We start from the raw sequence: 25,712 nt of genomic DNA, 5'->3' as shown, positions 1-25,712 counted from the left end.
TGGCAGAAAAATCTGGTTGCATTTTAAAACCAGATTAACCATACTGCAACCAGTTTCATTTTAAAACTGGTTATTTATCTTATGGACATAACATCCTGCTTAAATCCGTCATCCCGCCTCTCTGCGTCACTCACACGGCTGTTTGCCGTTGCAGCCGGTCTGAGTGTTGCTAATGTGTATTATGCTCAGCCCTTGCTGGATATTTTATCGCGGGATTTTTCCGTCAGCCCGGCCGCAATCGGTGGTGTGATCACTGCCACGCAGCTCGGGTGTGCCGCTGCGCTGTTATTTGTCGTTCCGCTGGGAGACAGACTCAACCGCCGTTTTTTAATGCAGATTCAGTTTGCCGGGTTACTTGCCGCGCTCCTGGTGGTCGGACTGGCACAATCTGCATTTATGCTGCTTGCCGGTATGCTGGCAACCGGACTGGCGGGAACAGCTATGACACAGGGGCTGATTGCTTATGCCGCGAGTGCAGCAGCGCCCGGTGAACAGGGACGGGTTGTCGGGACAACACAGGGCGGTGTTTTTATTGGTTTATTACTGGCGCGTGTTTTTTCAGGCGGTATCAGTGATATTGCGGGCTGGCGGGCTGTTTATATCCTCCCGGCGCTTCTGATGGCGGTAACTGCCATCCCCCTTTTCCGCCGCTTACCGGATGTTCCGCAGCCCGCAGAAAAGCTGAGTTATCCGCAACTGATTGCCTCTGTGTTTACATTGTTGTTGCGCGAAAAGGTATTGCAGATAAGAGGCATACTGGCATTTCTGATGTTTGCCTCATTCAGTATCTTCTGGAGTGCATTGGTATTGCCGTTGAGCGCTCCACCCTATCAGCTTTCTCATACCCTCACCGGGGCCTTCGGTCTTGCCGGTGCATCCGGCGCGCTGATCGCCGCACGGGCAGGAAAATGGGCGGATCAGGGATATGCCGGGCGGACAAGTGCATACGCGCTGATCATCATGCTGCTTTCCTGGTGGCCGCTCTCTATGCCCGGTCATTCGCTGACCGCACTTATCATCGGGATAATTCTGCTTGATGCGGGAGGACAGGCTTTGCATGTGACAAACCAGAGCATGATTTTTCACGCCCGCAGTGATGCGCCCGCCAGGTTAACCGGCGCGTATATGCTGTTTTATGCCACCGGAAGTGGCCTGGGGGCTATCAGTGCAACAATGACATACAGTGCTGCCGGCTGGACGGGGATCTGCCTGCTGGGAGCCGGTGTCAGCGGTACGGCTCTGCTGTTCTGGTGGTTTACGCGTCATATTATCCGCTGATCCCGTTTTTATTTTTTATTCTTTTCTTACTTGTTTTTAACAGCAAAAAGCACCGCCGGTGCGGTGCTTTTATAACCAGAAGATCGACTGACCAACTGAATAATAGCTTACTTATTATAGCCCGGCTCACCCGCCAGGGTGATTTTTACCCGGCTGATGCGGTGATTCTGAATATCCAGCGGCTCAAATATACAGTCATCGATTTCAATCTGCTCACCCACTTTCGGCAGGCGTTGCAGATGCTCCATCAGCAATCCGGCAACTGTTTCGTACTCACGTTTTTCATCCAGCGTCAGCGGCACATAGTTGATTAAATCTTCCAGCGGCATAAAGCCGTTGGTAATCCAACTATTATCATCCATGCACTGAATATCATGGCGCGCATCATTTTCGACACCATTTACCGGCAGATTACCGGCAATGGTTTCCATCACATCCGTTAAGGTAACAACCCCTTCAACATACCCGAACTCATCCACCACAAAGGCAAAGTGAGTTTGCGCCTGGCGGAACTGCTCCAGCGCTTTGAGCAGTGAGAGTTGTTCCGGGAAGATAAGCGGCTGTTTCAGCAATGCGCGTAAATCCAGGGTATCCTGATGCAGGCGCTGATGCAGTAAATCAATCACATGCACCACACCCAGCAGTTCGTCATCTTCGTTTGTGCCTTTAATCACAACGCGGGTGTGCGGATTTTTTGTCAGCAACTCAGAGATTTCATCTGTCGTCGCATCAATGCTCAGCATTTCCACATCATGACGCGAGGTCATAATACTGTTGATGTTGCGCTGAGACAGCCCCAGCACACGGACAATCATCTGGCGCTCTTCGGGGTCAAAAATTTCCTGGTTATCTGAGATAAGATCGGCGGTGCGGTTATCCAGTTCAGGTGATCCGCGCTTGCCGCTCAGAATACGCAAAACAGCTTCTGCCGTGCGCTGACGCAGAGAGTTTTTACCCCGCAGATATTTGCGGCGGTTAAACATGGATACCTGATTGAGCATTTCAATCATGATGGAGAAACCAATCGCGGCATAAAGGTAGCCTTTCGGAATATGATAACCGAAACCTTCCGCTACCAGGCTGAAACCAATCATCAGTAAGAAACTGAGGCACAGGATAACAATAGTCGGGTGTTCATTGACAAAACGGGTCAGCGGACGGCTGCCCCAGATCATCAGCAGCATCGCAATAATTACGGCAGTTATCATAACGCCGATATGATCCACCATCCCGACCGCCGTAATCACGGAGTCAAGTGAGAAGACCGCATCCAGCACGATAATTTGTGCGACTACTGCCCAGAATTTTGAGGTTTTCCGCTGCTGGCCGTCATTATGATCCTCACCTTCAAGCCGCTCATTGAGCTCCATTGTGGCTTTAAAGAGGAGGAATATCCCACCAATCAGCATGATCAGATCACGCGCACTGAACGGATGCCCTAACATCGTAAACATCGGTTTGGTCAGTGTGATAAGCCAGGAGAGGCAGAACAACAGAATAACACGCATAACTAATGCGCACAGAAGACCCGTTATGCGGGCTTTGTCGCGTTGCGCAGGAGGAAGTTTATCCGCAAGAATGGCAATGAAAACGAGGTTATCAATGCCAAGAACAATTTCGAGTACGATTAATGTAGCCAGGCCGGCCCAAATCGACGGATCAGCGATCCATTCCATACAGTTGGTTTTACCTTTTAATCACACAGCTTATGCTGCAAACGAATAATGCGGATTGTCCGCTGAAATAGCAACAGAAAATTCCCTGCTTTCCCTCTGTTCCGGGTGTGCGCTTTTGACGTTATCGCTTGCATCAATCGCTACCACGCTGCCGCCACATGCGCTAAACTGTGATGTAATTAACACTCAGCTCACGAATCACAGATCAATCCTGAAGGAGTCTTCATGTCCAAACAACAAATTGGTGTTGTCGGTATGGCCGTCATGGGCCGTAATCTTGCACTGAATATCGAAAGCCGCGGTTACTCTGTTTCCGTCTTCAACCGCTCTTCAGATAAAACCGATGAAGTGATTGCTGAAAATCCGGGGAAAAAACTGGTTCCCAACTACAGCATTGAAGAGTTTGTTGACTCCCTCGAAAAACCCCGCCGGATTTTACTGATGGTCAAAGCCGGTGAAGCGACTGACAAAACACTCGCCTCTCTCACCCCGCACCTTGATAAAGGCGATATTCTGATCGACGGCGGTAATACTTTCTTTCAGGATACTATCCGCCGTAATAAAGAGTTGTCTGCACAGGGCTTTAATTTTATCGGTACCGGCGTTTCCGGTGGTGAGGAAGGCGCGCTGAAAGGCCCTTCTATTATGCCGGGCGGACAAAAAGAAGCCTATGAACTGGTCGCGCCGATCCTGAAACAGATTGCCGCGCAGGTCGATGGTGAGCCGTGTGTAACCTATATCGGCGCAAACGGTGCGGGCCATTATGTGAAAATGGTACATAACGGCATCGAGTACGGCGATATGCAGCTTATCGCAGAAGCTTATTCAGTCATGAAAAATGCGCTGGGGATCAGTAATGATGAACTGGCCGCGGCGTTCACTGAGTGGAATAAAGGCGAACTGAGCAGCTACCTGATTGAAATCACTGCCGATATCTTCCGTAAAAAAGATGAAGACGGCAACTACCTGGTTGATGTGATCCTCGATGAGGCCGCTAACAAAGGTACCGGTAAATGGACCAGTCAGAGTGCGCTGGATCTGGGTGTGCCGCTGACGCTTATTACTGAATCCGTTTTTGCCCGCTATATCTCTTTCCTGAAAGACCAGCGCGTTGCGGCATCGAAAGTGCTGAAAGGACCAAAAACGGCTGCGTTCAGCGGTGATAAAAGCGAATTTATCGAGAAAGTGCGCCGCGCACTGTATCTGGGCAAAATTGTGTCTTATGCGCAGGGCTTTTCACAACTGCGTGTGGCATCAGATGAATATGACTGGGATCTGAACTACGGCGAAATCGCAAAAATCTTCCGTGCCGGATGTATTATCCGCGCACAGTTCCTGCAAAAAATCACCGATGCGTATGCTGAAAACCCGGCACTGGCTAATCTGCTGCTGGCACCTTACTTCACACAGATTGCTGATGAGTACCAGCAGGCGCTGCGTGATGTTGTCTGCTACGGCGTTCAGCACGGTATCCCGACTCCGACCTTCTCTGCCGCTATCGCGTATTATGACAGCTACCGCAGCGCAGTACTGCCGGCGAATCTTATCCAGGCACAGCGCGACTATTTCGGCGCACATACCTATAAACGCACGGATAAAGATGGTGTGTTCCACACGGAATGGTTAGATAATAACTGATATTATCGGTTCTCTTTCCGGCAAACCGCGCAAGCCTGAAACTTGCGCGGTTTTTTATTATCAGAGAACCGGTATGACTGACATATACCCAACGTCATTCAGGATGCAGGAAGGCGGCAAGGAAAGACAGACGGGGAGCATAGGTAAACTGTGTGACCCGGCTGACTGACTGCAGCCAACGAACCTGCAGTTTGAATGAATAAGGGTATAGATATCATCCGGCAGAATAGTGACACAGATAAAAAACTCACAACGAAAAATGGCACCGGATAAAAAGAGAGTGAAATGATTGATTTTGGTCACATTAATCGGTGCGGTAAATCGCTATGGTGATTAGACGATTAATTACAGAAGCAGGTGATGATATGGATTATTGGTTTGTGTCGTACAAAGTGCGTGCCCGTAACGGAGATACCTTGCAGGGGCATCAGATCACAGAAACTGCCGCGGGTGTTTCTCCCCTCGTTGCTTTAGAAGAAGCTACTCAGAAAGTTGCTGATGAGTCACAGGCTGACCTGCGCTCAGTACGCGTTCTCGCCTTCAACCGTGTGTAATTAACAGTTATTCGTTATAAAAACCTCGTGAATACGAGGTTTTTTTCTTTCTGTACTGCAACTCTTTCTATACTGCCATTCTTTCAATATTGACATAATCCCCGGTCACTAACCGGCCGAGCGCAGTTTTCAGCAACGTATCGGTAAAGAGATAAAAACCGACATGGCTGTTATCAATTGCCGCCACTGTCAGACAGCAGCCGTTATAAGACACGGAATCACCGATGATTAAGCCGGATAATAAATCCTCCGGAAACTGAACAATATGAATCAGATGATCATTGTTTTCTTCAATTTTTAAAATCAGCGCGGTGCCCGCAACAACTCCGGTAAAAATCTTATCCAAAGCCAACCTCATAATCCGTATTGATAAAAAAAGCCGCACAGGATAACCCCGCACGGCTTTTGATGCTTACAGTACGACCGGTACCATTAATTCTGTCGCGATAATCACAACCAGCAAGCCGACCAGCACCGGAACGGAGGTGCGTTTGACGACTTCAAACGGTGAAATTTTCGCCATACCGGCAACCGCAACCACCACACCGGAAACCGGTGACATGGTACGACCCAGGTTTGATGCCTGAAGCATCGGGATAACCAGGTACGCCGGGTTAATCCCCATTTGCTGTGCCAGACGCGGGATAAGCTCCACAAACGCATAGAATGGCGCATTACCGGAACCGGTGGTCATTGCCGCCAGCATGGTAATAATAACCAGTGCAATCATCATGATGATCGCCCCGGAGCCAAAGGATTGCGCAAGATCGATAAGCCCGGAGATAAAACCGACCGTGCTCAGACCCTGAGCAAATACGCCTGCCGCTACCAGTAACATAACAACCGTGGCAAACGCATCAGCCATACCGCGATAGCAGACATCCAGCCCGGCATACACTTTCTTGCCGTCAAATCCGCGCACAAATTCAATAATGGCGGAAAGAATAATACAGCCGACAATAATAGTGACGATGTGTAACTCAGGCAGAACGATGCCTTTTAAGAAATCCATTCCGAGGAAGGAGCCGAATGGTTTTCCGTCAAACAACAGCACGCCGATAATCGGCAGGAACGGCAGAATGGCATAGAATTTCGGCGCATTTGTCGTGATTTCTTTCACATCGAGGATTTCAGATTTGATATCTTCTTTGCGATCGAGATAGCGCTGCCAGAAAAAGTGAGCAATCGCCATCGCAATAATAGCCACAATGGAGATAGGCAGAGTCAGACTGAACGCAAACTCTTTCAGTGCAATATTCGACGCTTCTGCCGCAATAACAACGTCACCGGATGTTGGTGCGAGAATAATCGCTGCCGGAGAGGCACAAATAGCAGCTGCCGCACCACGGCTGATCCCGACGTTAACCATCACCGGGAACAGCGTCGCCATCAGTAACACACCCAGACCGGTTGCAGATGACACCGCAAGCGACATCAGGCAGGCAATGAAATACGCCACGATCATCAGGATGTAAGGTGAGTTCACCACCTGAAGCGGTTTGGACACCAGTTTGATAACCACATCGTTCGCGCCGATGTGAGTCATATAGGCGGCAAAACCACACAGCACCATAATCATCATACCGAGGTCACCGCCGCGGTTCATGAGCAGGTATTTAACGTATTCGATGATGTTTGTCGGGCCCCAGCCGGTTGTGACAGCCGCGGCCGGCAGAATATTTTTACCCATCAGGACACTCACGATCAGAAGCAGTAAACCTCCGACCATTAACACCCCTGTAGCTGAATACCCCTTGATAATGTAGCGCCCGACGCCGACGGCAACGGCTGCACCAATGAGAAGATCTAACATTTATACTCCTGTCTGCATGTTTTTATTTATAAGAATGATTAAAGCACTCTGCCGAAAGTCAGAATCAGATTAAATGATGCACATCAATGAACAGGTGTTATTGCGTACACTATTTACACCGACCGGCTGTCAACATGAAAAAAGCAGTGACAATATAATTTATCGTCACTGCTCTGTTTTTATAAATTGACCGGAAATTTATAACCGGTTAATTAAAGACTCTACCGCGTTGAGCTCTTTACCGGTCTTGTCATTAATGAGCCCCCCGATAGCCTGCTTTGCCCGCTGTTGTAACTGATTACGCAACAGCGTTTCAACCTCAAATTTATATTGCAGATTTTCCCAGCTGCCGAACAATACAACCGGAATACGGATAGATTGCAGCCAGGTCACAAAGTCGTTGGATTTTCCCCAGCCTTTTAATATCTGAACGCCAAGATTTATATTCAGGTTCTGTTTTACCAGATTTGTCCGTCCGCTGCCGGTAATATTAAAGGCATCCGATACAGCGAGAATTTTACTGATTTTCACTTCGCCGTTATTCAGCGTACCAATCACATCCAGCTTTTTCGCCTCGGTCAGGGCATCCATGGACTGCGGCGAACTGACTTTATCTGTCGCCTGAGAAAGTGACTGCTGAATAAGATACGGAATATTCAGCCCGAGCATTTTGACATCCACAATACTCAGCGCCACATCACCGCGCCAGGCATTTAAAATAGCTTCCTGGTCATACCCGGTTCCGCGCAGATCGCCGTCAAAACTCAGGCGCCCGGTAAATTTCTCCGGCATTTTGAATGCAGCCAGCATCGGACGGACATCAATATTTTGTAATAACGGTTTGATCCGCACCTGCGCTGGTGCAGTTTCAGAATAGATAGTCATCGGCAAAGAGAAACGCCCGCCGAACACATTACCGGTCATTTTTGAGATTTCAGTCACGCTGCCGAGGTTTTCACCTTTCACCGTCAGTTGGCTTATCTCCATTCCCTGATAAATCAGTGAATCTACATTCAGCGCCAGTGTGGCATTGAAATAATTCATGATGGTCAGGTCATATTTATTCAGTGAATCACTGTCATTGGTGACAATCGCCGGTCTGGTTGCCACCGGGGCAGTATTGTTCTCACCATTTTCCGTTGCAGTTACCGCGCGCTCATAGCCCAGCAGGTTATCCAGATTCAGTTTTGGCGATGTCAGCTGAACGTCATAACGGGGAGTCTCACCCAGCGCCGCTTCAATCGTACCGCTCAGCTGGCTTTCATTAGCGCTCAGTTTCAGACTTTCCAGGATAAGTGACTGCGGCGCCTGACCCACAGCTTCATGCCAGGTAAAGGCTGTCGTGCCGTTGCCGTTAACACCATTGGCATACAGGCCCGCACCCGAAAGGCGATAATTCAGGCGGTTAATATTACCGCTGACCTGCACCGGGTACTGTGAGATATCAATATCCGAGCTGAGGCTGAAAGAGAGTTCCTGCTGATTACGCAGAATATTGCTGCTTAGCGCCACAACATAGCGTTCAGGCGTATTGCGCTCCAGAGAGAAATTAATATCACGCATATTAATTTGCGCGCCGTCATCTGTCTGCCAGACCAGTAAACTGTTGGCAATGCGGATGCGATCCACATCAAATGACCATTTATTTTCCTTCGAAACCGCCACAGGTCTGGCTTTCTGATTGCCCGGCGCTATCGGCTCACTTTTTTGTACTTTGGACTCAGTTTCAGGCAGGATTTTCAGCAGTGCACCATCGAGCATAACCTCTCTGACAGACAGCTGATGGGAGAGAAGCGGCCACAATTCCACATCCAGACGCATGTTGTCTGCGGTAACAACCGGCTCAGCGGCATCCGGTGCGGTTAATGACATTTTACCGGTGATGATGCTCAGCTTAGGCCAGACATGCCAGCGCATGTCATCCTTCATAACCAGTTCGTAACCGGTATCTTCCTTTACCTTGTTAACGATATAATCGCGGAAGTCATTCGGGTTCACCATCAGGATTAACGTCGCCAGACCTGCCGCTATCACGACAAGCAGAATAATCAGCGTGGTGAATAATCGTTTCATAATCCCTGTTCCTTCCCCATTCTTTGTTGAACCCGCTGACGGACATCTGCCGCCCGTCGTTTAATCTTCGCTGATACGGCTGCCGACAGCTCCCTGCTGATTTTTGTACTTTGCATCCTGACGACGGTTATAAGGCCTGTCAGCAGAGCCGGATAACGGCTCAAAACTCAGCGCACCAATCACCATGCCCGGACGTAACGCCAACGGCAACTTACCCGAGTTATAAAATTCCAGTACGATTTGTCCGTGCCAGCCGGGATCTATCCGGTGCGCGGTTACATGCACCATCAGACCAAGACGCGCAAGGGATGAACGACCATCCAGCCAGCCCACCATATTGTCAGGCAGAGTGATTGACTCCAGCGTTGATGACAACGCCAGTTCACCCGGATGCAGATAAAACACCTGGTCTTCTGACAGATTAATCTCATCACTCATGACGCTTTCCAGTGCGGCATTAACCTCATCTTTCGGACCACTGAGATCAATATACGCCGCCGTGTGCCCCTGAAAAACACGGAACTGGCTACCGAGACGGACATCGGCGGTTGCCCCGTTTATCCGCTCAACCGGCGGACGGGGAGAAATCACCAATCTGCCGTCATCAAGCCACTGAATAATATCACGGTCACAGAGTCGCATGGTTCTATCCTCATAAAACACGGTGCTTATCCGCAGATAAGCGGGGGATTAATTCGTTGCCGGCGGCTTACTCGCAGAACTGGCTGATTTTTGCTTTCAGAATATCAATTGCCACGCGGTTTTTACCGCCTCTCGGGACTATGATATCAGCATATTGTTTCGTTGGTTCAATAAATTGCAGATACATAGGACGAACCGTTTTATTGTACTGTGCAATCACGGAATCCAGTGTGCGCCCGCGCTCATTCACATCACGGCGGATACGGCGCATCAGGCAGATATCCAGTGGCGTATCGACGAAAATGGAGAAGTCCATCTGTTCACGCAGACGCTTGTCTGTCAGCAACAGGATACCTTCCAGGATAATAACCCGTTTAGGGCGGAAAATGACAGATTCAGATTTACGGGTATGTTCGGCGTAATCATATTGAGGCAGCTGAATATTTTTACCTGATTTCAGTGTTTTCAGGTGCTGTAACAGCAATTCGTGATCCATAGAACCCGGATGGTCATAATTGACCTTAATGCGCTCTTCCATCGGTACATTGCTTTGATCTTTGTAATAGCAGTCTTCCGGAATAACCCCGATGTTATGATCACCCACCTGGGCGCGTAATTCATGATAAAGCGTGTTGGCAATCAGACTTTTTCCTGACGCCGATGCGCCGGTGATGCCTATAATAATGCACTGTTGCTGTGCTGTCTCAGCCATAATAGAAATAACCCGGTTTGAAAATAATAGAAGAGAAAACTGAAACGGTTTGCTGTGCCACCGTTTGTTGCTGTTTATCCGGCCGTGAGTAACAAAACGTGTCTGTCGGCGTTGAATTATAGGGATTTACCGGTGCAGATACCAGCAGAATCAGGTATCCGGGTTAATTATTTCAGGGTATGCCGTGAGATCGCAGGCATAAAAAAGACCTGTACAAAAAAGTACCGGCCTTTGATTTCAGTATCCACTGTCCGCCCGGATTTCCGGACAGATAAATGCGACACTATTACACTGCGCGGAAAGCGATTTCAGTCGGGATTTTATCCCCTTCCCAGAACATTTCTGCCGTAAGATTCACCGCAATTTCGCGGTAAATATCAGCAAATTCACCCTGCGGATCACGCATCACTGTCGGCTGACCACGGTCGAGATCTTCACGCAACGAAATATGCAGCGGGATCTGCCCCAGCAGTTTGGTGTGATAGCGCTCAGCAAGGCGCGCTGCCCCGCCGGTTCCGAAGATAGGCTCAACATGACCGCAGTTACTGCAAATGTGCGCACTCATGTTTTCCACAATACCCATCACCGGCACATTCACTTTCTTGAACATAACGATGCCTTTCATGGCATCCACCAGCGCGATATCCTGCGGCGTTGTCACCACAATCGCACCCGTAACCGGGATGTTCTGTGAAAGTGTCAGCTGAATGTCACCGGTTCCCGGCGGCATATCAATGACCAGGTAATCCAGATCAGGCCACAGTGTATCCTGTAACATCTGCATCAGGGCTTTGCTCGCCATCGGACCGCGCCAGACCATCGCATTATCATCAGTGACCAGATAGCCGATGGAGTTTGAGGCCAGGCCATACGCCATAACCGGCGACATATGCTGTCCGTCCGGTGAAGCCGGACGTTCTGCCGTGGTGCCCAGCATGTTCGGAACAGACGGACCATAAATATCCGCATCCAGAATCCCGACTTTCGCGCCCTCTTCTATCAGCGCCAGGGCAAGATTCACCGCCGTGCTGGATTTACCGACACCACCTTTACCGGAGCTGACCGCCAGGATATTACGGACACCATTAATGCCCGGTAAATCATTGGCACGGCGCAGTGTCGCGATATCGTGGCGCAGTTTCCAGTCTACCGCTGACGCGCCGGTAACCTGCCGTAATTCTTTGGTTTTTGCTTCAATCAGTGCTTCAAACGGACGCTTCCAGACAAACGGCATCACCAGCTCAACATGCAGGACACCATCAAGCATCGCGCAGTGATGCAGTGCTTTGATGGCAACCAGGTTGCGTTTAAGTGTCGGATGCTCAAATGTCGCCAGTACGTGTGCGACCTGTTCGTTCAGCAGTTCAGGGTTGGTATCCCCGGGGGATTTCGCATTCATCCCGGCTCCTTAGATTTATTGTTTTTATACTCTGAATAATTCGGGATGCATGCAGGCGGCAAGCTAACACAACACCCGGGCATCCTGAAGTATGGCGAGTATATTACCTGTAACTATCGGCACTAATGATAGCAGATGACGAATGATTAATTTAGTGATTCTGCGCAAACCTGCACAAAACAAAGTCCCTGTAAAGACTAAGGTTATAACCCGGTGTTCCGGAACCGGGAACCGGGGGTAAAACGCCGGATAAAACCACACAGAAAGCCGGATTACTGCTGGCAGGGGTCGGCGGGATCGGGTAACATCGAAGTCCCTTTATAATTTGAGGAAGTGAAATACTCTATGTCTCAGATCGCTAATAAAATAGTGGTAACCTGTGCGTTACCTTATGCAAACGGTTCAATCCATCTCGGTCATATGCTGGAACACATCCAGGCTGATATTTGGGTCCGTTTTCAGCGAATGCGCGGCAAAGAGGTTCACTTCATCTGCGCCGACGATGCTCACGGCACGCCTATTATGCTCAAAGCTCAGCAGCAGGGGATCTCCCCTGAAGCCATGATTGCTCAGATGAGTATTGAACATCAGAAAGATTTTGCAGATTTCGCCATCAGCTTTGATAACTACCACTCCACGCACAGCGAAGAGAACCGGGTATTATCCGAGCATATCTATCTGTCGCTGAGAAAAAATAACCATATTGAAACCCGGACCATTTCCCAGCTTTATGATCCGGAAAAAGGTATGTTCCTGCCGGATCGTTTCGTTAAAGGCACCTGCCCGAAATGTAAAGCAGAAGACCAGTATGGCGATAACTGCGAAGTGTGCAGCGCAACTTACAGCCCGACTGAGCTGATTAACCCGCGCTCTGTGGTATCCGGTGCCACGCCGGTACTGCGTGAAAGTGAACACTATTTCTTTGATTTACCTGCATTTGGCGACATATTACAGACCTGGACCCGCAGTGGTGCGCTCCAGGAGCAGGTCGCGAACAAAATGCAGGAGTGGTTTGATTCCGGTCTGCAACAGTGGGATATCAGCCGTGACTCACCGTATTTCGGGTTTGAAATCCCGGATGCACCGGGCAAATATTTCTATGTCTGGCTGGATGCGCCTATCGGCTACATGGGGTCATTTAAAAACCTGTGTGACAAACGCGGCGACCTGGATTTTGACGAGTTCTGGAAGAAAGACGCCAAAACAGACCTCTATCATTTTATCGGTAAAGATATTGTTTACTTCCACAGCCTGTTCTGGCCGGCAATGCTGGAAGGCAGCGGCTACCGCAAACCGACTAACCTGTTTGTTCACGGCTATGTCACGGTTAACGGCGCGAAGATGTCAAAATCACGCGGCACCTTTATTCAGGCACGGACTTACCTCAATCACCTGGATGCAGACAGCCTGCGCTATTATTATGCAGCGAAACTATCATCCCGCATTGATGATATTGACCTGAATCTGGAAGACTTTGTTCAGCGCGTAAACAGCGATATCGTTAATAAAGTAGTGAATCTGGCATCCCGTACCGCCGGGTTTATCAAAAAACGCTTTAACGGCCGCCTGAGTGCAACACTGTCTGAGCCGGAACTGTATCAGCAATTTATTGATGCAGAAAAAACCATTACTGAAGAATATACCGGACGTGAATTTAGCAAAGCTATCCGCGAAATCATGGCGCTGGCTGATGTTGCCAACCGTTATATTGATGAAAAAGCACCGTGGGTGGTGGCGAAGCAGGAAGGTAAGGACGCGGAATTACAGGAAATCTGTACCATGGGGATCAACCTGTTCCGCGCGCTGATGACATACCTGAAGCCGGTCATGCCAGAGCTTGCTGCCCGCAGTGAAGCGTTCCTGAACCAGGAACTGACCCTGGACGGCATCGCAAAACCACTGCTGGATCATCAGATTGCTGATTTTAAAGCGCTGTTCAACCGCATTGAAATGGCAAAAGTGGATGCAATGACAGAAGCCTCCAAAGAAGATATCAAAGCCATGTCAGCCAAACCGGTTTCCGGCCCGCTGGCAGATGACCCGATTGCGGACACCATCAGTTTTGATGATTTTGCCAAAGTCGATATGCGTATTGCGCTGATCCAGTCTGCGGATTTTGTTGAAGGCTCTGACAAGCTTCTGAAACTGGTACTGGATCTCGGCGGCGAAACCCGTCAGGTATTCTCAGGGATCCGCCAGGCATATCAGGATCCGAAAGTGCTGGAAGGCCGTCTGACTGTGATGGTGGCAAACCTGGCACCACGCAAAATGCGCTTCGGTATCTCTGAAGGTATGGTGATGGCAGCGGGTCCCGGCGGGGAAGATATTTTCCTGCTCAGCCCGGACACCGGCGCACAACCGGGCCAGCAGGTGAAGTAACACGCCCTGTTCTGTACTCTGATGTGAAAAACCTGCGCTGTTGCGCAGGTTTTTTTATGTGAGCTGTAGCACAAGTTAAAAGTTAATTGTATGATGAATGAGTTCAATCAAGAAGGAACACTACCATGAAACCAAAACAGATAGCGGAAACCGGCTGGCGCTATCTCCGGGCATTTATAATCCTGTATCTGTGCCTGTTTGCCGGTAATATCATCGTCGTATTACTGCCGTTTTCTGTACCGGGAAGCATTGCCGGTATGTTGCTGCTCTTTGTGTTACTCGCCCTGCAAATTCTTCCGGCGCACTGGGTTCAGCCCGGGTGTACCTTATTAATGAAAAACATGACCATGCTGTTTTTACCGATTGGTATTGGTGTGATGAATTATTACGACACCCTCAGCGCTCAGTTGCTGCCAATCCTTATCGCCTGTGTTGTCAGTACCTTTGTTGCCATGTGTGCCGTTGCGCTGAGTTCTGAATATATTCACCGCCGCCATGTTCCCGCCGCGGAACAGCAGGAAGCCGATGCGGTTGCCGCCATAACAGAACAACAAGAGAAACCAAAATGTTAACCTATATCTGGTGGTCGCTCCCGTTAACCATCGGCGTCTATTTTCTCGCCCGCGCCATCTATATTAAATTTAAGCTGCCTGTGTTAAACCCGCTGCTGATATCCATCGTCATTATTATTCCGTTGCTGATATTCACCGGAATTTCATACAACCACTATTTTGAAGGCAGCCGGATACTGAATGACCTGCTGCAACCTGCCGTCGTGGCGCTGGCCTTCCCACTATATGAACAGTTGCACCAAATCCGCGCACAGTGGAAATCGATCATAGCTATCTGCTTTGCCGGCAGCCTGATTGCGATGGTAACCGGCACCTCAATCGCCTTTATGCTCGGCGCCACACCGGAAATCGCTGCATCCATTCTGCCGAAATCCGTCACCACACCGATTGCGATTGCCGTTGCCAATTCCATCGGTGGCGTACCCGCGATCAGTGCCGTATGCGTGATTTTTGCCGGGATCCTCGGGGCTATTTTCGGGCACAGCCTGTTTAAACGGATAAAAATCACCACAAAAGCCTCACGCGGGCTGGCGATGGGTACCGCATCACACGCACTGGGCACCGCCCGCTGCGCAGAAGAGGATTATGTAGAGGGCGCTTACAGCTCCCTGGCACTGATGACCTGCGGGATTATTACATCGCTGCTGGCACCGTTTGTCTTCCCTGTTCTCCTGATGCTATTTGGCTGATAACAAAAATACATCAAAAAGTGACGCAATAATTTGCGTCTTATCTCGCAAATTTCACACTTGTTTCATTCGTTTCACGCTGAATGTGATTTGCGTCACATTCAGCGTACCTTGTGCCCCGCTAGAATGATCTTATTGATAATGGAGATTATTTTATGCAAAATCGCTTTCATGAAGCCCTGAAAACATACTCTTCCCCGTTACAGACACTGTTAACTGATGCCACCGGTTCAGATACCTTTCCCGGTTACTTTACGGCGAAACAGGTCAGTGCCCTGTGTGAAGCAGGCGGCTGTGATGAGGATGCACTGGCTCTCGCGCTGCTGCCTCTTGCGGCAAGCTGTGCGGTAACGCCGATATCTCATTTCAATGTCGGTGCCGTGGCTCACGGGCTGAGTGGTAACCTGTATTTGGGCGCAAACATGGAATTTTGTCATGTGCCTTTACAGCAAACTGTTCATGCGGAACAAAGCGCGGTGACTCACGCCTGGCTGCGCGGCGAAAAAGGGTTGCGCAAAATCACCGTAAATTACACGCCGTGCGGGCACTGCCGCCAATTTATGAATGAGATGAACAGCGGAACTGAATTACTTATCCAACTGCCGGATCTTGCGGCAACGCCACTGGGTGTACTGCTGCCCCATGCCTTCGGCCCGGTGGATTTAGGGATTAAAACCCGGCTGTTTGATCAGGTGCATCACGGGTATCGCTTCCTGGCGACCAATGCGGTGGTGGCAAAAGCGCTGGAAGCGGCAAACCGCAGCCATGCCCCTTATTCACAGTCACACAGTGGTGTTGCATTACAAGACAGTCGCGGGCGGATCTACAGCGGGGCTTATATTGAGAATGCCGCCTTTAACCCGGGTCTGCCGCCATTACAGGCCGCACTTATCTTTATGAATATGGCAGGCGGGGATCTGCATGACATCCACCGCGCCGTACTGGTGGAAGGCAATAATTCTGCAATCTCTCAGTGGGACTGTACCTCTGCCACACTGACAGCACTGGGCTGCGGCGATATTTCATTGTTCAGTTACTAACATCCCCGTACTATAATCAGGTTGATACCCATCCTCCCCCGGGTATCAACCCTTTGCGTGATTATTTGATATAAATCTATCCCGCGTCTCACTTTCACACATCAACCACATTAATCGCATAACAATTACTGTACATATCGTTCAGATATCTTAGGATCAGGTCGTCCTGTCTTTATTATGTCAATTGGCGAAGAGTAGTCATACATGGAACTGGAATACGAAAGCAAACGTGCATTATATATCCCGTATGCGGGACCTATCCTGTTAGAGTTTCCGCTGCTGAATAAGGGAAGCGCTTTCTCCGAAGAAGAGCGCAGTAATTTTAACCTCCACGGCCTGCTGCCTGAAGCGGTGGAGACTATCGAAGAGCAGACTGAACGCGCTTATCGTCAGTATTCTGACTTTAAAAACGATACTGATAAACATATCTATCTGCGCAATATTCAGGATACGAATGAAACCCTGTTTTATCGCCTGCTGAATGCTCACCTGAAAGAAATGATGCCGATTATTTATACCCCGACTGTCGGGGCGGCATGTGAGCATTTCTCTGACAGCTACCGCCGTGCGCGCGGACTGTTTATCTCTTATCCGAACCGCGCTAACATCGATGACATGCTGCAAAATGCAACCAAGCAGAATGTAAAAGTGATCGTGGTGACAGATGGTGAGCGGATCCTGGGTTTGGGTGACCAGGGGATCGGCGGGATGGGTATCCCGATTGGTAAATTGTCACTGTATACTGCCTGTGGCGGAATAAGCCCGGCGTATACCCTGCCTATCGTGCTGGATGTCGGTACAAATAACCAGCAGCGCCTGAACGACCCGCTCTATATGGGCTGGCGTCATCCGCGCATTACCGGCGAAGAGTATGATGAGTTCGTCGACGAATTTATCAATGCCGTAAAACGCCGCTGGCCGGATGTGCTGTTACAGTTTGAAGATTTCGCACAGAAAAACGCGATGCCGCTGCTGGAACGTTACCGCGATCAGCTCTGCTGCTTTAATGATGATATTCAGGGCACAGCATCCGTGACACTGGGCAGCCTGATCGCCGCCAGCCGTGCCGCCGGAGGTCAGTTAAAAGACCAGACTGTCACTTTCCTGGGAGCAGGCTCTGCCGGCTGCGGGATTGCCGAACAAATCATTGCCCAGATGAAATCGGAAGGATTAAGTGAAGAGCAGGCCCGTGCCCGTATCTTTATGGTGGACAGATTCGGTTTGCTGACCGACAAACTGCCTAACCTGCTAAATTTCCAGAGCAAACTCATCACCAAAAGCGAGATTACTGCTGACTGGGATGTGAAGAGCGAAGGTATTTCGCTGGAAGATGTGGTGCGCAATGCCAAGCCAACGGTGCTTATCGGCGTATCCGGTCAGCCGGGGCTGTTCACCGAAGAAATCATCCGTGAGATGCACAAAAACTGTGAACGCCCGGTGGTGATGCCGCTGTCTAACCCGACTTCCCGTGTGGAAGCACGTCCGGAAGATATTATCGCCTGGACCGACGGTCATGCGCTGGTCGCGACCGGCAGCCCGTTCAATCCGGTGATTTATAAGGATAAAGTGTATCCTATCTCCCAGTGCAATAACTCCTTTATCTTCCCGGGTATTGGTCTGGGTGTGCTGGCAGCCGGTGCAAAACGGGTGACCGACGGCATGCTGATGACAGCAAGCCGCGTATTAGCAGAGTGCTCCCCGATGGTTATCAATGGTGAAGGCTCACTACTGCCTGATATCGAGGACATCAAAGCAGTTTCCCTAATCATTGCCAAACAGGTCGCAAAAGAAGCGCAAATTCAGGGCGTGGCAACCGTCACCTCAGATAGCGCGCTGGATGAAGCGATTGAACGCAATTTCTGGCATCCGGAATACCGGGTTTATCGCCGCACCTCTTTCTGATCGGCTCTGCCATTAAAAATAAAACCGGTGACAATTGACGTGCCGGTTTTATTCTTTTCCTTTTTCTCTGCCCTTGCCAGCCTGCGGCAGCTCAAGTAATCTTAGCTTAACTAACGGTATATAGCACAAAGGTCTCGGTAATAATGGGAAAAGCCCCGATATGGAAACGGATCATTCTGTGGATGCTGGCAGGCATTATCTTGCTGGCACTGATGGCTATTGCGGCAGATCGCTGGATTAGCTGGAAAACAGCACCCTATATTTTTGAGAATATTAATGAGTTGCCGGAAAGTGAAGTCGGTATGGTGCTGGGCACCGCGAAATACTACCGTAACGGAACAATTAATCAGTATTACTGGTATCGGATCCAGGGCGCAGTAAATGCCTACAACAGCGGCAAAATAAAATACCTGTTACTGAGCGGGGATAATGCGCAGCACAGTTATAATGAGCCGAGCACCATGCGCAAAGATCTGGTCAATGCGGGAATTCCTGCCGGCAAAATTGTGCTGGATTTTGCCGGATTCCGCACACTGGACTCGGTTGTCCGCACCAGAAAAGTCTTTGATACCAATGGGTTTACTATTATTACCCAACGCTTCCATTGTGAACGGGCACTGTATATCGCGATGCAAAAAGGCATTGAAGCACGCTGCTACGCCGTTTCGTCGCCGAAAAATATGTTTACCGTCAGAGCGCGGGAAGTTGTGGCGCGGTTAGGCGCGCTGGTTGATCTGTATATTCTCAACCGCGAGCCGCGTTTCCTCGGACCGCAGGAATCGATTCCGGCACCGCAAACCCTGCCGGAGAACGTCCCCTCATACCCGGCAGTCACCCCGGAAGAGCTGAATACACTCTACCCGGAGCCGGCAGTGACAGAAAAGAAACCCGTCACCGCACATCAACCCGTAAATTAAGGTTATTCAGCGGGTGGCGAGCCGGTTTGCCGCCTGCCGCCACAACCACTCGACCGGTCCCTGAGAAAAATAATGCAGCCAGAGTGTGGAAAACACAATATTAATCATCCACATAACTGGTACAAATGCCAACAGTGTCAGTCTGTCAAACTGATTAAAATACCCGAGATAATTAAACACAATCACCCCGCAGACAGATTGCAGCAGATAACTGCTGAGTGCTGTGCGCCCGACCCGTTGCAGATAAACGGAAACCGGCTTCAGTTGTGGGCGCAAGCCGTAAAACAACGCGATCAGCCCGACGGTCTGTACCGGTTGTAAAATCTCGGACAACGGATAACCAATACTGCCCAGCCAGAACACACTCCAGCCGCTGAGATACACCTGCCACACCACAACCGCCTGTAATAACAGTGTCGGGATCAGTATTGCACCAGCCAGCCGCCGGTAATGTGAAAGTGAGTATTCACCTTTCAGCCAGCCGTTTTTCATCAGCAATGCACCCAGCAGCATCAGTGCAAGCAACTGCCAGCCATACTGGATAACCAGCATCAGTAACATGCCGCTGATACTCTCCAGCCGATCCGTAATACCGGCAAGCCCGCCGATTCGTGCTGTCAGGGTTTCATACGCAATCATTGTTTCCGATGGCTGCCAGTAAAGCAGTTTCAGTTCTCCGTTTTCTGCCAGCAGGAAAAACAGCAGAAACTGACCAATCAGAAGCAAACACGGAATAAACCATTTCCACCAGCGGGAAGAAACGTTGCGGATAATCCCGCAGGCAACAATGCCGGTCAGACTGTAGGTCAGCAGGATATCGCCCTGCCAGAGCAGAGCGGTGTGCAGTATGCCGATAATCCCCAGCACCAGCAGCCGGGCAGAATTCCACGGCTGACTGTAGCGGCTCAGCATCATTAATGTGGCACCGAACAGGACGGCAAACATGCCGAGAAACTTGCCCTGAACCAGCACATTCAAAAATGCCCAGGTGGTAATATCCGACGCGGATGCAGCAGGGTCATACAGCGGATTCAGATATGCCGCCGACGGCAGGGCAAAACCGGCAATATTAAGGATAAAAATTCCGAGGACAGCAAGCCCCCGGATCATATCGAGGGCGTCAATGCGTGATGTGGCAGAAGAGACAAATGTATTCATCAGTTAAATATGACGGGCAGCACGCAGGAATTCCTGGCGGGTGTTCTGGCTGGATTTAAACAGCCCGCCGAGAGAGGTTGTGGTCGTCGTGCTGGTTGCATCACGGATACCGCGCGCTTTTACACAATAATGCACTGCATCAATAGATACCGCGACATTCGTGGTGCCAAGCAGGGTTTGCAGTGCCAGAAGAATTTGTTGTGTCAGGCGCTCCTGTACCTGCGGACGCTGAGCAAAAAACTGCACGATACGGTTAATTTTGGACAGCCCGATAACGGTATCTTTCGGAATATAAGCAACCGTGGCTTTGCCGTCAATAGTGACAAAATGGTGTTCACAGGTGCTGGTCAGAGTGATATCCCTCACAGTAACCATTTCATCCACTTTCATTTTGTTTTCAATGAGTGTGATTTTCGGAAAATTGTGGTAATCCAGTCCTGAAAAAATTTCATCCACATACATTTTTGCGATACGTTTCGGCGTATCTGACAGACTATCGTCGCTTAAATCAAGATTAAGCAGCTTCATGACTTCCGTCATGTGTGCCTCAATTTGCACTTTGCGGGTTTCCGGCGCTAATGTCTGCTCCCGTAATGGTGTTTCCAGCCCGCGAGCGATCAGCGCTGCATGGACAAGTTCTGCTTCCCGGCTTAATGATGACATACCTTCTCCGACTATTTTCAGGTGACTCCCGGCGTGTATCTTCACGCCGTCCGGCAGGACAATACCAACCGCCCCGCTATTTTAGAGCAATACTGTCATTTGTTAATCCATTTTGTGTTTTTGGTGATGAAAAGTTTGCACTAAAAACCCTGCTACAAAGAGGGATATTGCTCAAATTGCTGAAAAAAAACAAATATCAGTAACACATAAAATAATAATTGTTTTAATTATTGGATAATAAGTTGATAATCTGGATGCACTTCATTCATATGACCGGCAAAAACCACCTCATCCTTTACAGCGAAAGAATAATTAACAATAGCCGTTGTAATATCTGAAATAGCCTGTCCAAACATAAAACCGGCAGTTAATACACCTGAGCCGGAAACAGATAATAATTGATGATCATTTAATTCTTTCATATATATTCCTTAAATTATTTTATTTAAAAAGAAGAGTTAACGTTGTTTTGGTAAATGAAAAAAAACCGATAGAAATAATAAGCGCAAGAAATACGTCGCACATTGAATTATCAGGATATACCCGACGCCATTCAAGATTCAGGCAGGCGGCAAGGGAAAACAGATGGGGAGCATACATCAGTATGTGACCCGGCTGGTTGAGCGCAGCCAACGAACCTGAAGTTTGAATGGATAAGGGTATAAACTATCCGTAGAGATGAATGAGACATCATTATCGGTGTCAGCATCAAACTACTCATCATCGCGATAAACTTAATCTCAAAGACATCCCGAAATGCGCTTTTAGCAGAATCAATTAATTTTCCCATCATATGCTCTTTAGTATGATTGAGAATATATTCTTACCATAGCAACGCCTTTAAAAAAACATTATTTTCATAATGAGTAAATACTAAAAAACAATCAGAGGTTTTATTTTATTATTACACACTAATAAGTCAGCAGAGTGAATAATACTTCTGCTGACTTATCTATAATATATTATTTAGATTATTAGCTACTTCGATCACGGAAAATAACCATTCCCCCGGTGATCAGTGCCGCCAGCGCCACATACAGCGCCGGTTCCAACCTGCCGGTAAAGTACGCGGAAACAGACGAAACCAATGGTCCGCCCAGCTGCCCGGCGGCATACCAGGTGGTGAGCAACCCCGCCATATAGCGTCCGTGCTCCGGAGCCAGCTCGCGTCCGCACTGAAATGCCAGTTGTACCGCAGACATCAGTCCGCCGCCGACCAAAAATGCGCTGATTACCAGACCGCTGATACCCGGCACCACTTCTGCCGCTAAAATTCCCGCAGCCTGTCCCCAGAGCGTCATTGCCAGTCGTATTTGCGGTGTGAATAACCGGCGGGTTGCAATAGAAACCACAATACCTGACGCCGCTGCAATTCCGAAGACCGGCCAGACAAACTGTGCAAACAAACTGCCCGGAAAACGCTCAGCTGCCATCTGTGACAGAAAGGTAGCGGGCAGAATGTAACCGAACCCCGCCAGCGCGTAAGTCCATAACAAGCGGCGGATTTGCGGGGTCATCGCCGGTTTACTGTCCGGGGATGCACTGCTGTGCAATTCGCCCGGACGCGGTAAGTAACAACTCACATACAGGCTGAACAGCAGCGCCAGCCCGCCGTAAATCCACCAGCCCTGTGAAGCGGTCAGCGACAGCCCCTGTATCCCGATGGCAACCAGACCGCACAGTAAAATACCGATACCCGTTCCGCCGTAAACCGCGACACTCAGTGTCGGGCGGCGCAGTTTTGCCAGTGCATCATTTGTCCAGGCAGCAGCCAGAACCAGTGTCCAGCCACTCGCCCAGCCGATAAAAAACCGGGCAATACCATGCAATACTGCCCCGGAAATAACAGCGGACAGCAGCGTGATAATGACCGCGCCCCATAATCCTGTCCACAGCCGTAACTCAATGCCGCGCTTTGCCCGCATCGCATCAAAAGAGCCGGCAAAATAACCCAGATAGTTGCATGCCGCCACAATACTGGCTGTTGCCAGACTGAGCTGATGTTCATCAATCATCAGCGGCACCTGCGGTGTGAATGCAAAACGCCCGATCCCCATCGCCACAACCAGCGCGAGAAAGCCGCTGACAGCAATATGAAGGGCAGTTATTTGTCGGGATACAGGCGTTATCGGCATAGGAAATACAGCATGTTAATAAATTGTGATCCTGTTATAGCAAAACATCCTTTTAAAATACAATAATTGCTTCTGAAATTAAGTCTATTACTCACGCTTTTGTGCCATATCATTCAACTTAAAACATAACTCTGCCATAATGCACTATCTTTATTATCTGCGTTATCAGTGCCCGGGCGGGCACCGGGAGTGAAAGTATCATGGCGAATTCAACGGAAAGTCATACCTCTTCTTTAATTTCATTACAGGAAGCACTGGATAAGCTGCTTGCGACCCCTGCTGCGATCACCGGAACAGAAACAGTTGCACTGACTGATGCCGCCGGGCGGATAACCGCCGCACCTGTTATTTCCCCGATCAATGTCCCGCCGTTTGATAACTCCGCCATGGATGGTTACGGGCTGCGCCTGGCGGATTGGGACGGAAAAACGGTGCTGCCGGTTGCCGGTCGCGCACTTGCCGGAGTGCCGTTTAAAGGTGAATTACCGGCGGGACACTGTGTCCGTATCATGACCGGCGCACCTGTACCAGTGGGTGTTGATACCGTGGTGATGCAGGAAGAAGCGGTTGTTTCTGATGAGGGTATTACTTTCACCGCCGATATTACACGCGGGCAGAATATCCGCCTGACCGGGGAAGATATCACTCAGGGCAGTGAGGTTTTTCCGGCAGGTACCAAACTGGCTGCTGCGCAACTACCCATGATTGCCTCACTAGGCCTTGCTGAAATCCCTGTCATGCACAAACTGAAAGTGGCGGTATTTTCGACCGGTGACGAATTACAGGCTGTCGGTCAGCCACTGGGTGACGGACAGATTTATGATACCAACCGTTTTGCCGTCAGCCTGATGCTGGAAAAGCTCGGCTGTGATGTGATTGATTTGGGTGTGATCCCGGATGACCCGGCAGTGCTGCGCGATATCTTTGAAAAAGCAGATGCACTGGCTGATTTAGTGATAAGCAGCGGCGGCGTGTCTGTCGGCGAGGCTGATTACACCAAACAGATCCTCGATGACATCGGTAAAATCAATTTCTGGAAACTGGCGATCAAACCGGGCAAACCTTTTGCATTCGGGAAGCTGGATAATGCCTGGTTCTGCGGGCTGCCGGGTAACCCGGTTTCCACAACAGTAACCTTCTATGAGCTGGTGCAGCCGCTGATCGCACGGCTCTCCGGGTTCAGTCAGTGGCAGCCGCCGATGCGCATAAAAGCCATTGCAGCCACACCGCTGAAAAAATCTGCCGGTCGACTGGATTTCCAGCGAGGTATAGCGCAAGTCAATGCACAGGGGCAGTTAGAAGTGAGAACCACCGGAGACCAGGGTTCACATATCTTCAGTTCATTCAGCCTTGCAAACTGCTTTATTGTGCTGGAGCGCGAGCGTGGTGCAGTCAAAGCCGGCGAGATTGTCGACATTGAGTTTTTTAATCACTTAATGAAGAACGACTGATGACCGCTGAACTGAACAGCAACGAACTGAGTGACGAAGAAGCTCTGCGCTATAACCGGCAGATTGTGTTGCGCGGGTTTGATTTTGATGGTCAGGAAGCGCTGAAAGCCGGGCGTGTGCTGATAACCGGGTTGGGCGGTCTGGGCTGTGCTGCGGCACAATACCTCGCCGCTGCCGGTGTCGGGCATCTGACTTTGCTGGATTTTGATACGGTGTCGCTCTCCAATCTCCAGCGCCAGATTTTACATACTGATGACCGCATCGGTATGGCAAAGACAAAGTCTGCCGCTATTGCACTGAAAGCGGTTAATCCGCACTGTCAGACAGAAACGGTCACAAAACAGTTAGATGATGATGAACTGGCGCAGCTTGTTCAGTCACATCAGGTGGTACTGGATTGCACCGATAATGTGGCGGTCCGCGAACAACTGAACCGGGTGTGTCATCAATTGAAAGTGCCGCTGGTGTCCGGGGCGGCTATCCGTATGGAAGGTCAGATTGCGGTCTTTACCTGGCAGGAGGGCGAGCCGTGTTACCGCTGCCTGAGCCGGTTATTCGGGGAAAACAGTCTGACCTGTGTGGAGGCCGGGGTGATGGCGCCGCTGGTGGGGACAATCGGTACACTGGAAGCCATGGAGTGTATAAAACTGCTCACCGGCTACGGGCAGGTGAGCAGCGGAAAAGTGGTGCTGTTTGATGCCATGCGCATGCAATTTCGCACCATTAATCTTAAGCCTGATCCTCAGTGTGAGGTGTGTAGCCATAGCGGATAGTTTCCGGCTTATCCAGATGGATTTGTGTGACCGCCGGTTGTGTTTGCGCTATCACACGTCCGTCACGGACAGAATAATGCACCGGTACCTGGCGGCGTACGGCGTCAAACCCGTTTTCCGCAGGCAGGATAAGCAGGCTGGCGCGTTTTCCTTCCGCCACGCCGTAATCCTGTAAATTCAGAGTGCGCGCGCTGTATTCCGTGATCAGTTTCAGCCCGTCATTTATCTGACCATAACCCATCAGCTGA

At 49.8% G+C, this 25,712-nt stretch carries 23 protein-coding genes; 11 read left to right on the top strand and 12 right to left on the bottom strand.

The annotated features are described in order from the left end of the window. The first annotated feature begins 81 nt into the window (after positions 1–81). A complete protein-coding gene (locus ACMHKJ_RS10105; protein ID WP_413493619.1) occupies positions 82–1,278 on the top strand; it encodes an MFS transporter in 1,197 nt (398 codons plus the stop codon). 107 nt (positions 1,279–1,385) lie between these two features. Here the strand turns inward: ACMHKJ_RS10105 and ACMHKJ_RS10100 are convergent, their stop codons facing one another. Continuing rightward, positions 1,386–2,954 (bottom strand): TerC family protein, encoded by a 1,569-nt coding sequence (locus tag ACMHKJ_RS10100; protein WP_413493618.1) that lies wholly within the window; start codon positions 2,952–2,954, stop codon positions 1,386–1,388. Positions 2,955–3,179: 225 nt separating this feature from the next. Here ACMHKJ_RS10100 and gndA point away from each other — a divergent pair, with 225 nt between their 5' ends. Together gndA and ACMHKJ_RS10090 are read left to right on the top strand one after the other, a co-directional pair. Then, positions 3,180–4,592, top strand: a complete 1,413-nt coding sequence (gndA, locus tag ACMHKJ_RS10095; RefSeq protein WP_413493616.1) for an NADP-dependent phosphogluconate dehydrogenase — start codon at positions 3,180–3,182, stop codon at positions 4,590–4,592. Between the two features lie 326 nt (positions 4,593–4,918). Then, positions 4,919–5,146 carry a hypothetical protein gene (locus tag ACMHKJ_RS10090; protein WP_067364292.1) on the top strand — a complete coding sequence of 76 codons (228 nt, stop codon included), beginning with the start codon at positions 4,919–4,921 and terminating at the stop codon, positions 5,144–5,146. A gap of 67 nt (positions 5,147–5,213) precedes the next feature. Here the strand turns inward: ACMHKJ_RS10090 and ACMHKJ_RS10085 are convergent, their stop codons facing one another. The 6 genes from ACMHKJ_RS10085 to apbC all read right to left on the bottom strand — a co-directional run bounded on the left by ACMHKJ_RS10085 (position 5,214) and on the right by apbC (position 11,785). Next, on the bottom strand, positions 5,214–5,498 hold the full coding sequence (locus tag ACMHKJ_RS10085) for a riboflavin synthase (RefSeq protein ID WP_413493614.1): 285 nt from the start codon (positions 5,496–5,498) through the stop codon (positions 5,214–5,216). 60 nt (positions 5,499–5,558) lie between these two features. Then, positions 5,559–6,959 (bottom strand): anaerobic C4-dicarboxylate transporter DcuC, encoded by a 1,401-nt coding sequence (dcuC, locus tag ACMHKJ_RS10080; RefSeq protein ID WP_413493612.1) that lies wholly within the window; start codon positions 6,957–6,959, stop codon positions 5,559–5,561. A 198-nt stretch (positions 6,960–7,157) separates the two neighbouring features. After that, positions 7,158–9,032 (bottom strand): outer membrane assembly protein AsmA, encoded by a 1,875-nt coding sequence (gene asmA / locus ACMHKJ_RS10075; protein ID WP_413493610.1) that lies wholly within the window; start codon positions 9,030–9,032, stop codon positions 7,158–7,160. Positions 9,033–9,092: 60 nt separating this feature from the next. Further along, positions 9,093–9,674, bottom strand: a complete 582-nt coding sequence (dcd, locus tag ACMHKJ_RS10070; RefSeq protein ID WP_067405289.1) for a dCTP deaminase — start codon at positions 9,672–9,674, stop codon at positions 9,093–9,095. A 67-nt stretch (positions 9,675–9,741) separates the two neighbouring features. Beyond that, on the bottom strand, positions 9,742–10,386 hold the full coding sequence (udk, locus tag ACMHKJ_RS10065; RefSeq protein ID WP_413493608.1) for a uridine kinase: 645 nt from the start codon (positions 10,384–10,386) through the stop codon (positions 9,742–9,744). Positions 10,387–10,672: 286 nt separating this feature from the next. Next, complete coding sequence (gene apbC / locus ACMHKJ_RS10060) at positions 10,673–11,785, bottom strand: iron-sulfur cluster carrier protein ApbC (protein ID WP_150384564.1); 1,113 nt, start codon at positions 11,783–11,785, stop codon at positions 10,673–10,675. A gap of 345 nt (positions 11,786–12,130) precedes the next feature. Between apbC and metG the strand changes: the two genes are divergently transcribed. The 6 genes from metG (at position 12,131) to sanA (ending at position 19,284) form a co-directional block, all read left to right on the top strand. Beyond that, the gene (gene metG / locus ACMHKJ_RS10055; protein ID WP_413493606.1) at positions 12,131–14,164 is read left to right on the top strand and encodes a methionine--tRNA ligase; all 2,034 of its coding nucleotides are present in this window, start codon (positions 12,131–12,133) and stop codon (positions 14,162–14,164) included. A 125-nt stretch (positions 14,165–14,289) separates the two neighbouring features. After that, a complete protein-coding gene (locus ACMHKJ_RS10050; RefSeq protein WP_413493604.1) occupies positions 14,290–14,736 on the top strand; it encodes a CidA/LrgA family protein in 447 nt (148 codons plus the stop codon). Continuing rightward, positions 14,730–15,425, top strand: a complete 696-nt coding sequence (locus ACMHKJ_RS10045) for a CidB/LrgB family autolysis modulator (protein WP_067423213.1) — start codon at positions 14,730–14,732, stop codon at positions 15,423–15,425. The genes ACMHKJ_RS10050 and ACMHKJ_RS10045 overlap by 7 nt, the downstream gene beginning before the upstream one ends. Positions 15,426–15,580: 155 nt before the next feature. Continuing rightward, the gene (cdd, locus tag ACMHKJ_RS10040) at positions 15,581–16,465 is read left to right on the top strand and encodes a cytidine deaminase (protein WP_413493602.1); all 885 of its coding nucleotides are present in this window, start codon (positions 15,581–15,583) and stop codon (positions 16,463–16,465) included. Between the two features lie 204 nt (positions 16,466–16,669). Continuing rightward, a complete protein-coding gene (locus ACMHKJ_RS10035; RefSeq protein WP_413493600.1) occupies positions 16,670–18,367 on the top strand; it encodes an NAD-dependent malic enzyme in 1,698 nt (565 codons plus the stop codon). Positions 18,368–18,525: 158 nt separating this feature from the next. Continuing rightward, on the top strand, positions 18,526–19,284 hold the full coding sequence (gene sanA, locus ACMHKJ_RS10030) for an outer membrane permeability protein SanA (protein ID WP_413493640.1): 759 nt from the start codon (positions 18,526–18,528) through the stop codon (positions 19,282–19,284). Positions 19,285–19,290: 6 nt separating this feature from the next. Here the strand turns inward: sanA and yeiB are convergent, their stop codons facing one another. The 4 genes from yeiB to ACMHKJ_RS10010 form a co-directional block, all read right to left on the bottom strand. Then, positions 19,291–20,442, bottom strand: coding sequence for a DUF418 domain-containing protein YeiB (yeiB, locus tag ACMHKJ_RS10025; protein WP_413493598.1), 1,152 nt, complete (start codon positions 20,440–20,442; stop codon positions 19,291–19,293). 3 nt (positions 20,443–20,445) lie between these two features. Next, positions 20,446–21,105 (bottom strand): GTP cyclohydrolase I FolE, encoded by a 660-nt coding sequence (gene folE, locus ACMHKJ_RS10020; RefSeq protein ID WP_067405314.1) that lies wholly within the window; start codon positions 21,103–21,105, stop codon positions 20,446–20,448. Between the two features lie 227 nt (positions 21,106–21,332). Continuing rightward, positions 21,333–21,527 (bottom strand): hypothetical protein, encoded by a 195-nt coding sequence (locus tag ACMHKJ_RS10015; RefSeq protein ID WP_413493596.1) that lies wholly within the window; start codon positions 21,525–21,527, stop codon positions 21,333–21,335. A 552-nt stretch (positions 21,528–22,079) separates the two neighbouring features. After that, complete coding sequence (locus tag ACMHKJ_RS10010; protein WP_413493594.1) at positions 22,080–23,240, bottom strand: YbfB/YjiJ family MFS transporter; 1,161 nt, start codon at positions 23,238–23,240, stop codon at positions 22,080–22,082. Positions 23,241–23,440: 200 nt separating this feature from the next. On the opposite strand from ACMHKJ_RS10010, the gene moeA reads away from it, so the two are divergent. Then, a complete protein-coding gene (moeA, locus tag ACMHKJ_RS10005) occupies positions 23,441–24,691 on the top strand; it encodes a molybdopterin molybdotransferase MoeA (protein ID WP_413493592.1) in 1,251 nt (416 codons plus the stop codon). Then, complete coding sequence (gene moeB / locus ACMHKJ_RS10000) at positions 24,691–25,464, top strand: molybdopterin-synthase adenylyltransferase MoeB (protein WP_413493590.1); 774 nt, start codon at positions 24,691–24,693, stop codon at positions 25,462–25,464. Before moeA ends, moeB begins: the two co-directional genes overlap by 1 nt. Here moeB and ACMHKJ_RS09995 read toward each other — a convergent pair. Next, the coding region (locus tag ACMHKJ_RS09995; RefSeq protein ID WP_413493588.1) for an amidohydrolase family protein at positions 25,421–25,712 on the bottom strand (292 nt) is incomplete at its 5' end. The two genes, moeB and ACMHKJ_RS09995, sit on opposite strands and share 44 nt — an antisense overlap.

This window comes from Morganella psychrotolerans (assembly GCF_965118875.1).
Lineage (GTDB): Bacteria > Pseudomonadota > Gammaproteobacteria > Enterobacterales > Enterobacteriaceae > Morganella > Morganella psychrotolerans_C.
Note: the sequence above shows the minus strand (reverse complement) of the source record. Positions and strands in the feature narration are given on the sequence as shown.

Coding starts and splice junctions, on each gene's coding strand:
- ACMHKJ_RS10015 (WP_413493596.1), bottom strand. CDS start 21,527: ATGAAAGAATTAAATGATCATCAATTATTATCTGTTTCCGGCTCAGGT.
- apbC (WP_150384564.1), bottom strand. CDS start 11,785: ATGAATGCGAAATCCCCCGGGGATACCAACCCTGAACTGCTGAACGAA.
- ACMHKJ_RS10090 (WP_067364292.1), top strand. CDS start 4,919: ATGGTGATTAGACGATTAATTACAGAAGCAGGTGATGATATGGATTAT.
- ACMHKJ_RS10035 (WP_413493600.1), top strand. CDS start 16,670: ATGGAACTGGAATACGAAAGCAAACGTGCATTATATATCCCGTATGCG.
- ACMHKJ_RS10100 (WP_413493618.1), bottom strand. CDS start 2,954: ATGGAATGGATCGCTGATCCGTCGATTTGGGCCGGCCTGGCTACATTA.
- ACMHKJ_RS10050 (WP_413493604.1), top strand. CDS start 14,290: ATGAAACCAAAACAGATAGCGGAAACCGGCTGGCGCTATCTCCGGGCA.
- folE (WP_067405314.1), bottom strand. CDS start 21,105: ATGTCATCATTAAGCCGGGAAGCAGAACTTGTCCATGCAGCGCTGATC.
- dcuC (WP_413493612.1), bottom strand. CDS start 6,959: ATGTTAGATCTTCTCATTGGTGCAGCCGTTGCCGTCGGCGTCGGGCGC.
- ACMHKJ_RS10010 (WP_413493594.1), bottom strand. CDS start 23,240: ATGCCGATAACGCCTGTATCCCGACAAATAACTGCCCTTCATATTGCT.
- dcd (WP_067405289.1), bottom strand. CDS start 9,674: ATGCGACTCTGTGACCGTGATATTATTCAGTGGCTTGATGACGGCAGA.
- cdd (WP_413493602.1), top strand. CDS start 15,581: ATGCAAAATCGCTTTCATGAAGCCCTGAAAACATACTCTTCCCCGTTA.
- udk (WP_413493608.1), bottom strand. CDS start 10,386: ATGGCTGAGACAGCACAGCAACAGTGCATTATTATAGGCATCACCGGC.
- ACMHKJ_RS10045 (WP_067423213.1), top strand. CDS start 14,730: ATGTTAACCTATATCTGGTGGTCGCTCCCGTTAACCATCGGCGTCTAT.
- metG (WP_413493606.1), top strand. CDS start 12,131: ATGTCTCAGATCGCTAATAAAATAGTGGTAACCTGTGCGTTACCTTAT.
- moeA (WP_413493592.1), top strand. CDS start 23,441: ATGGCGAATTCAACGGAAAGTCATACCTCTTCTTTAATTTCATTACAG.
- moeB (WP_413493590.1), top strand. CDS start 24,691: ATGACCGCTGAACTGAACAGCAACGAACTGAGTGACGAAGAAGCTCTG.
- ACMHKJ_RS10105 (WP_413493619.1), top strand. CDS start 82: ATGGACATAACATCCTGCTTAAATCCGTCATCCCGCCTCTCTGCGTCA.
- asmA (WP_413493610.1), bottom strand. CDS start 9,032: ATGAAACGATTATTCACCACGCTGATTATTCTGCTTGTCGTGATAGCG.
- gndA (WP_413493616.1), top strand. CDS start 3,180: ATGTCCAAACAACAAATTGGTGTTGTCGGTATGGCCGTCATGGGCCGT.
- yeiB (WP_413493598.1), bottom strand. CDS start 20,442: ATGAATACATTTGTCTCTTCTGCCACATCACGCATTGACGCCCTCGAT.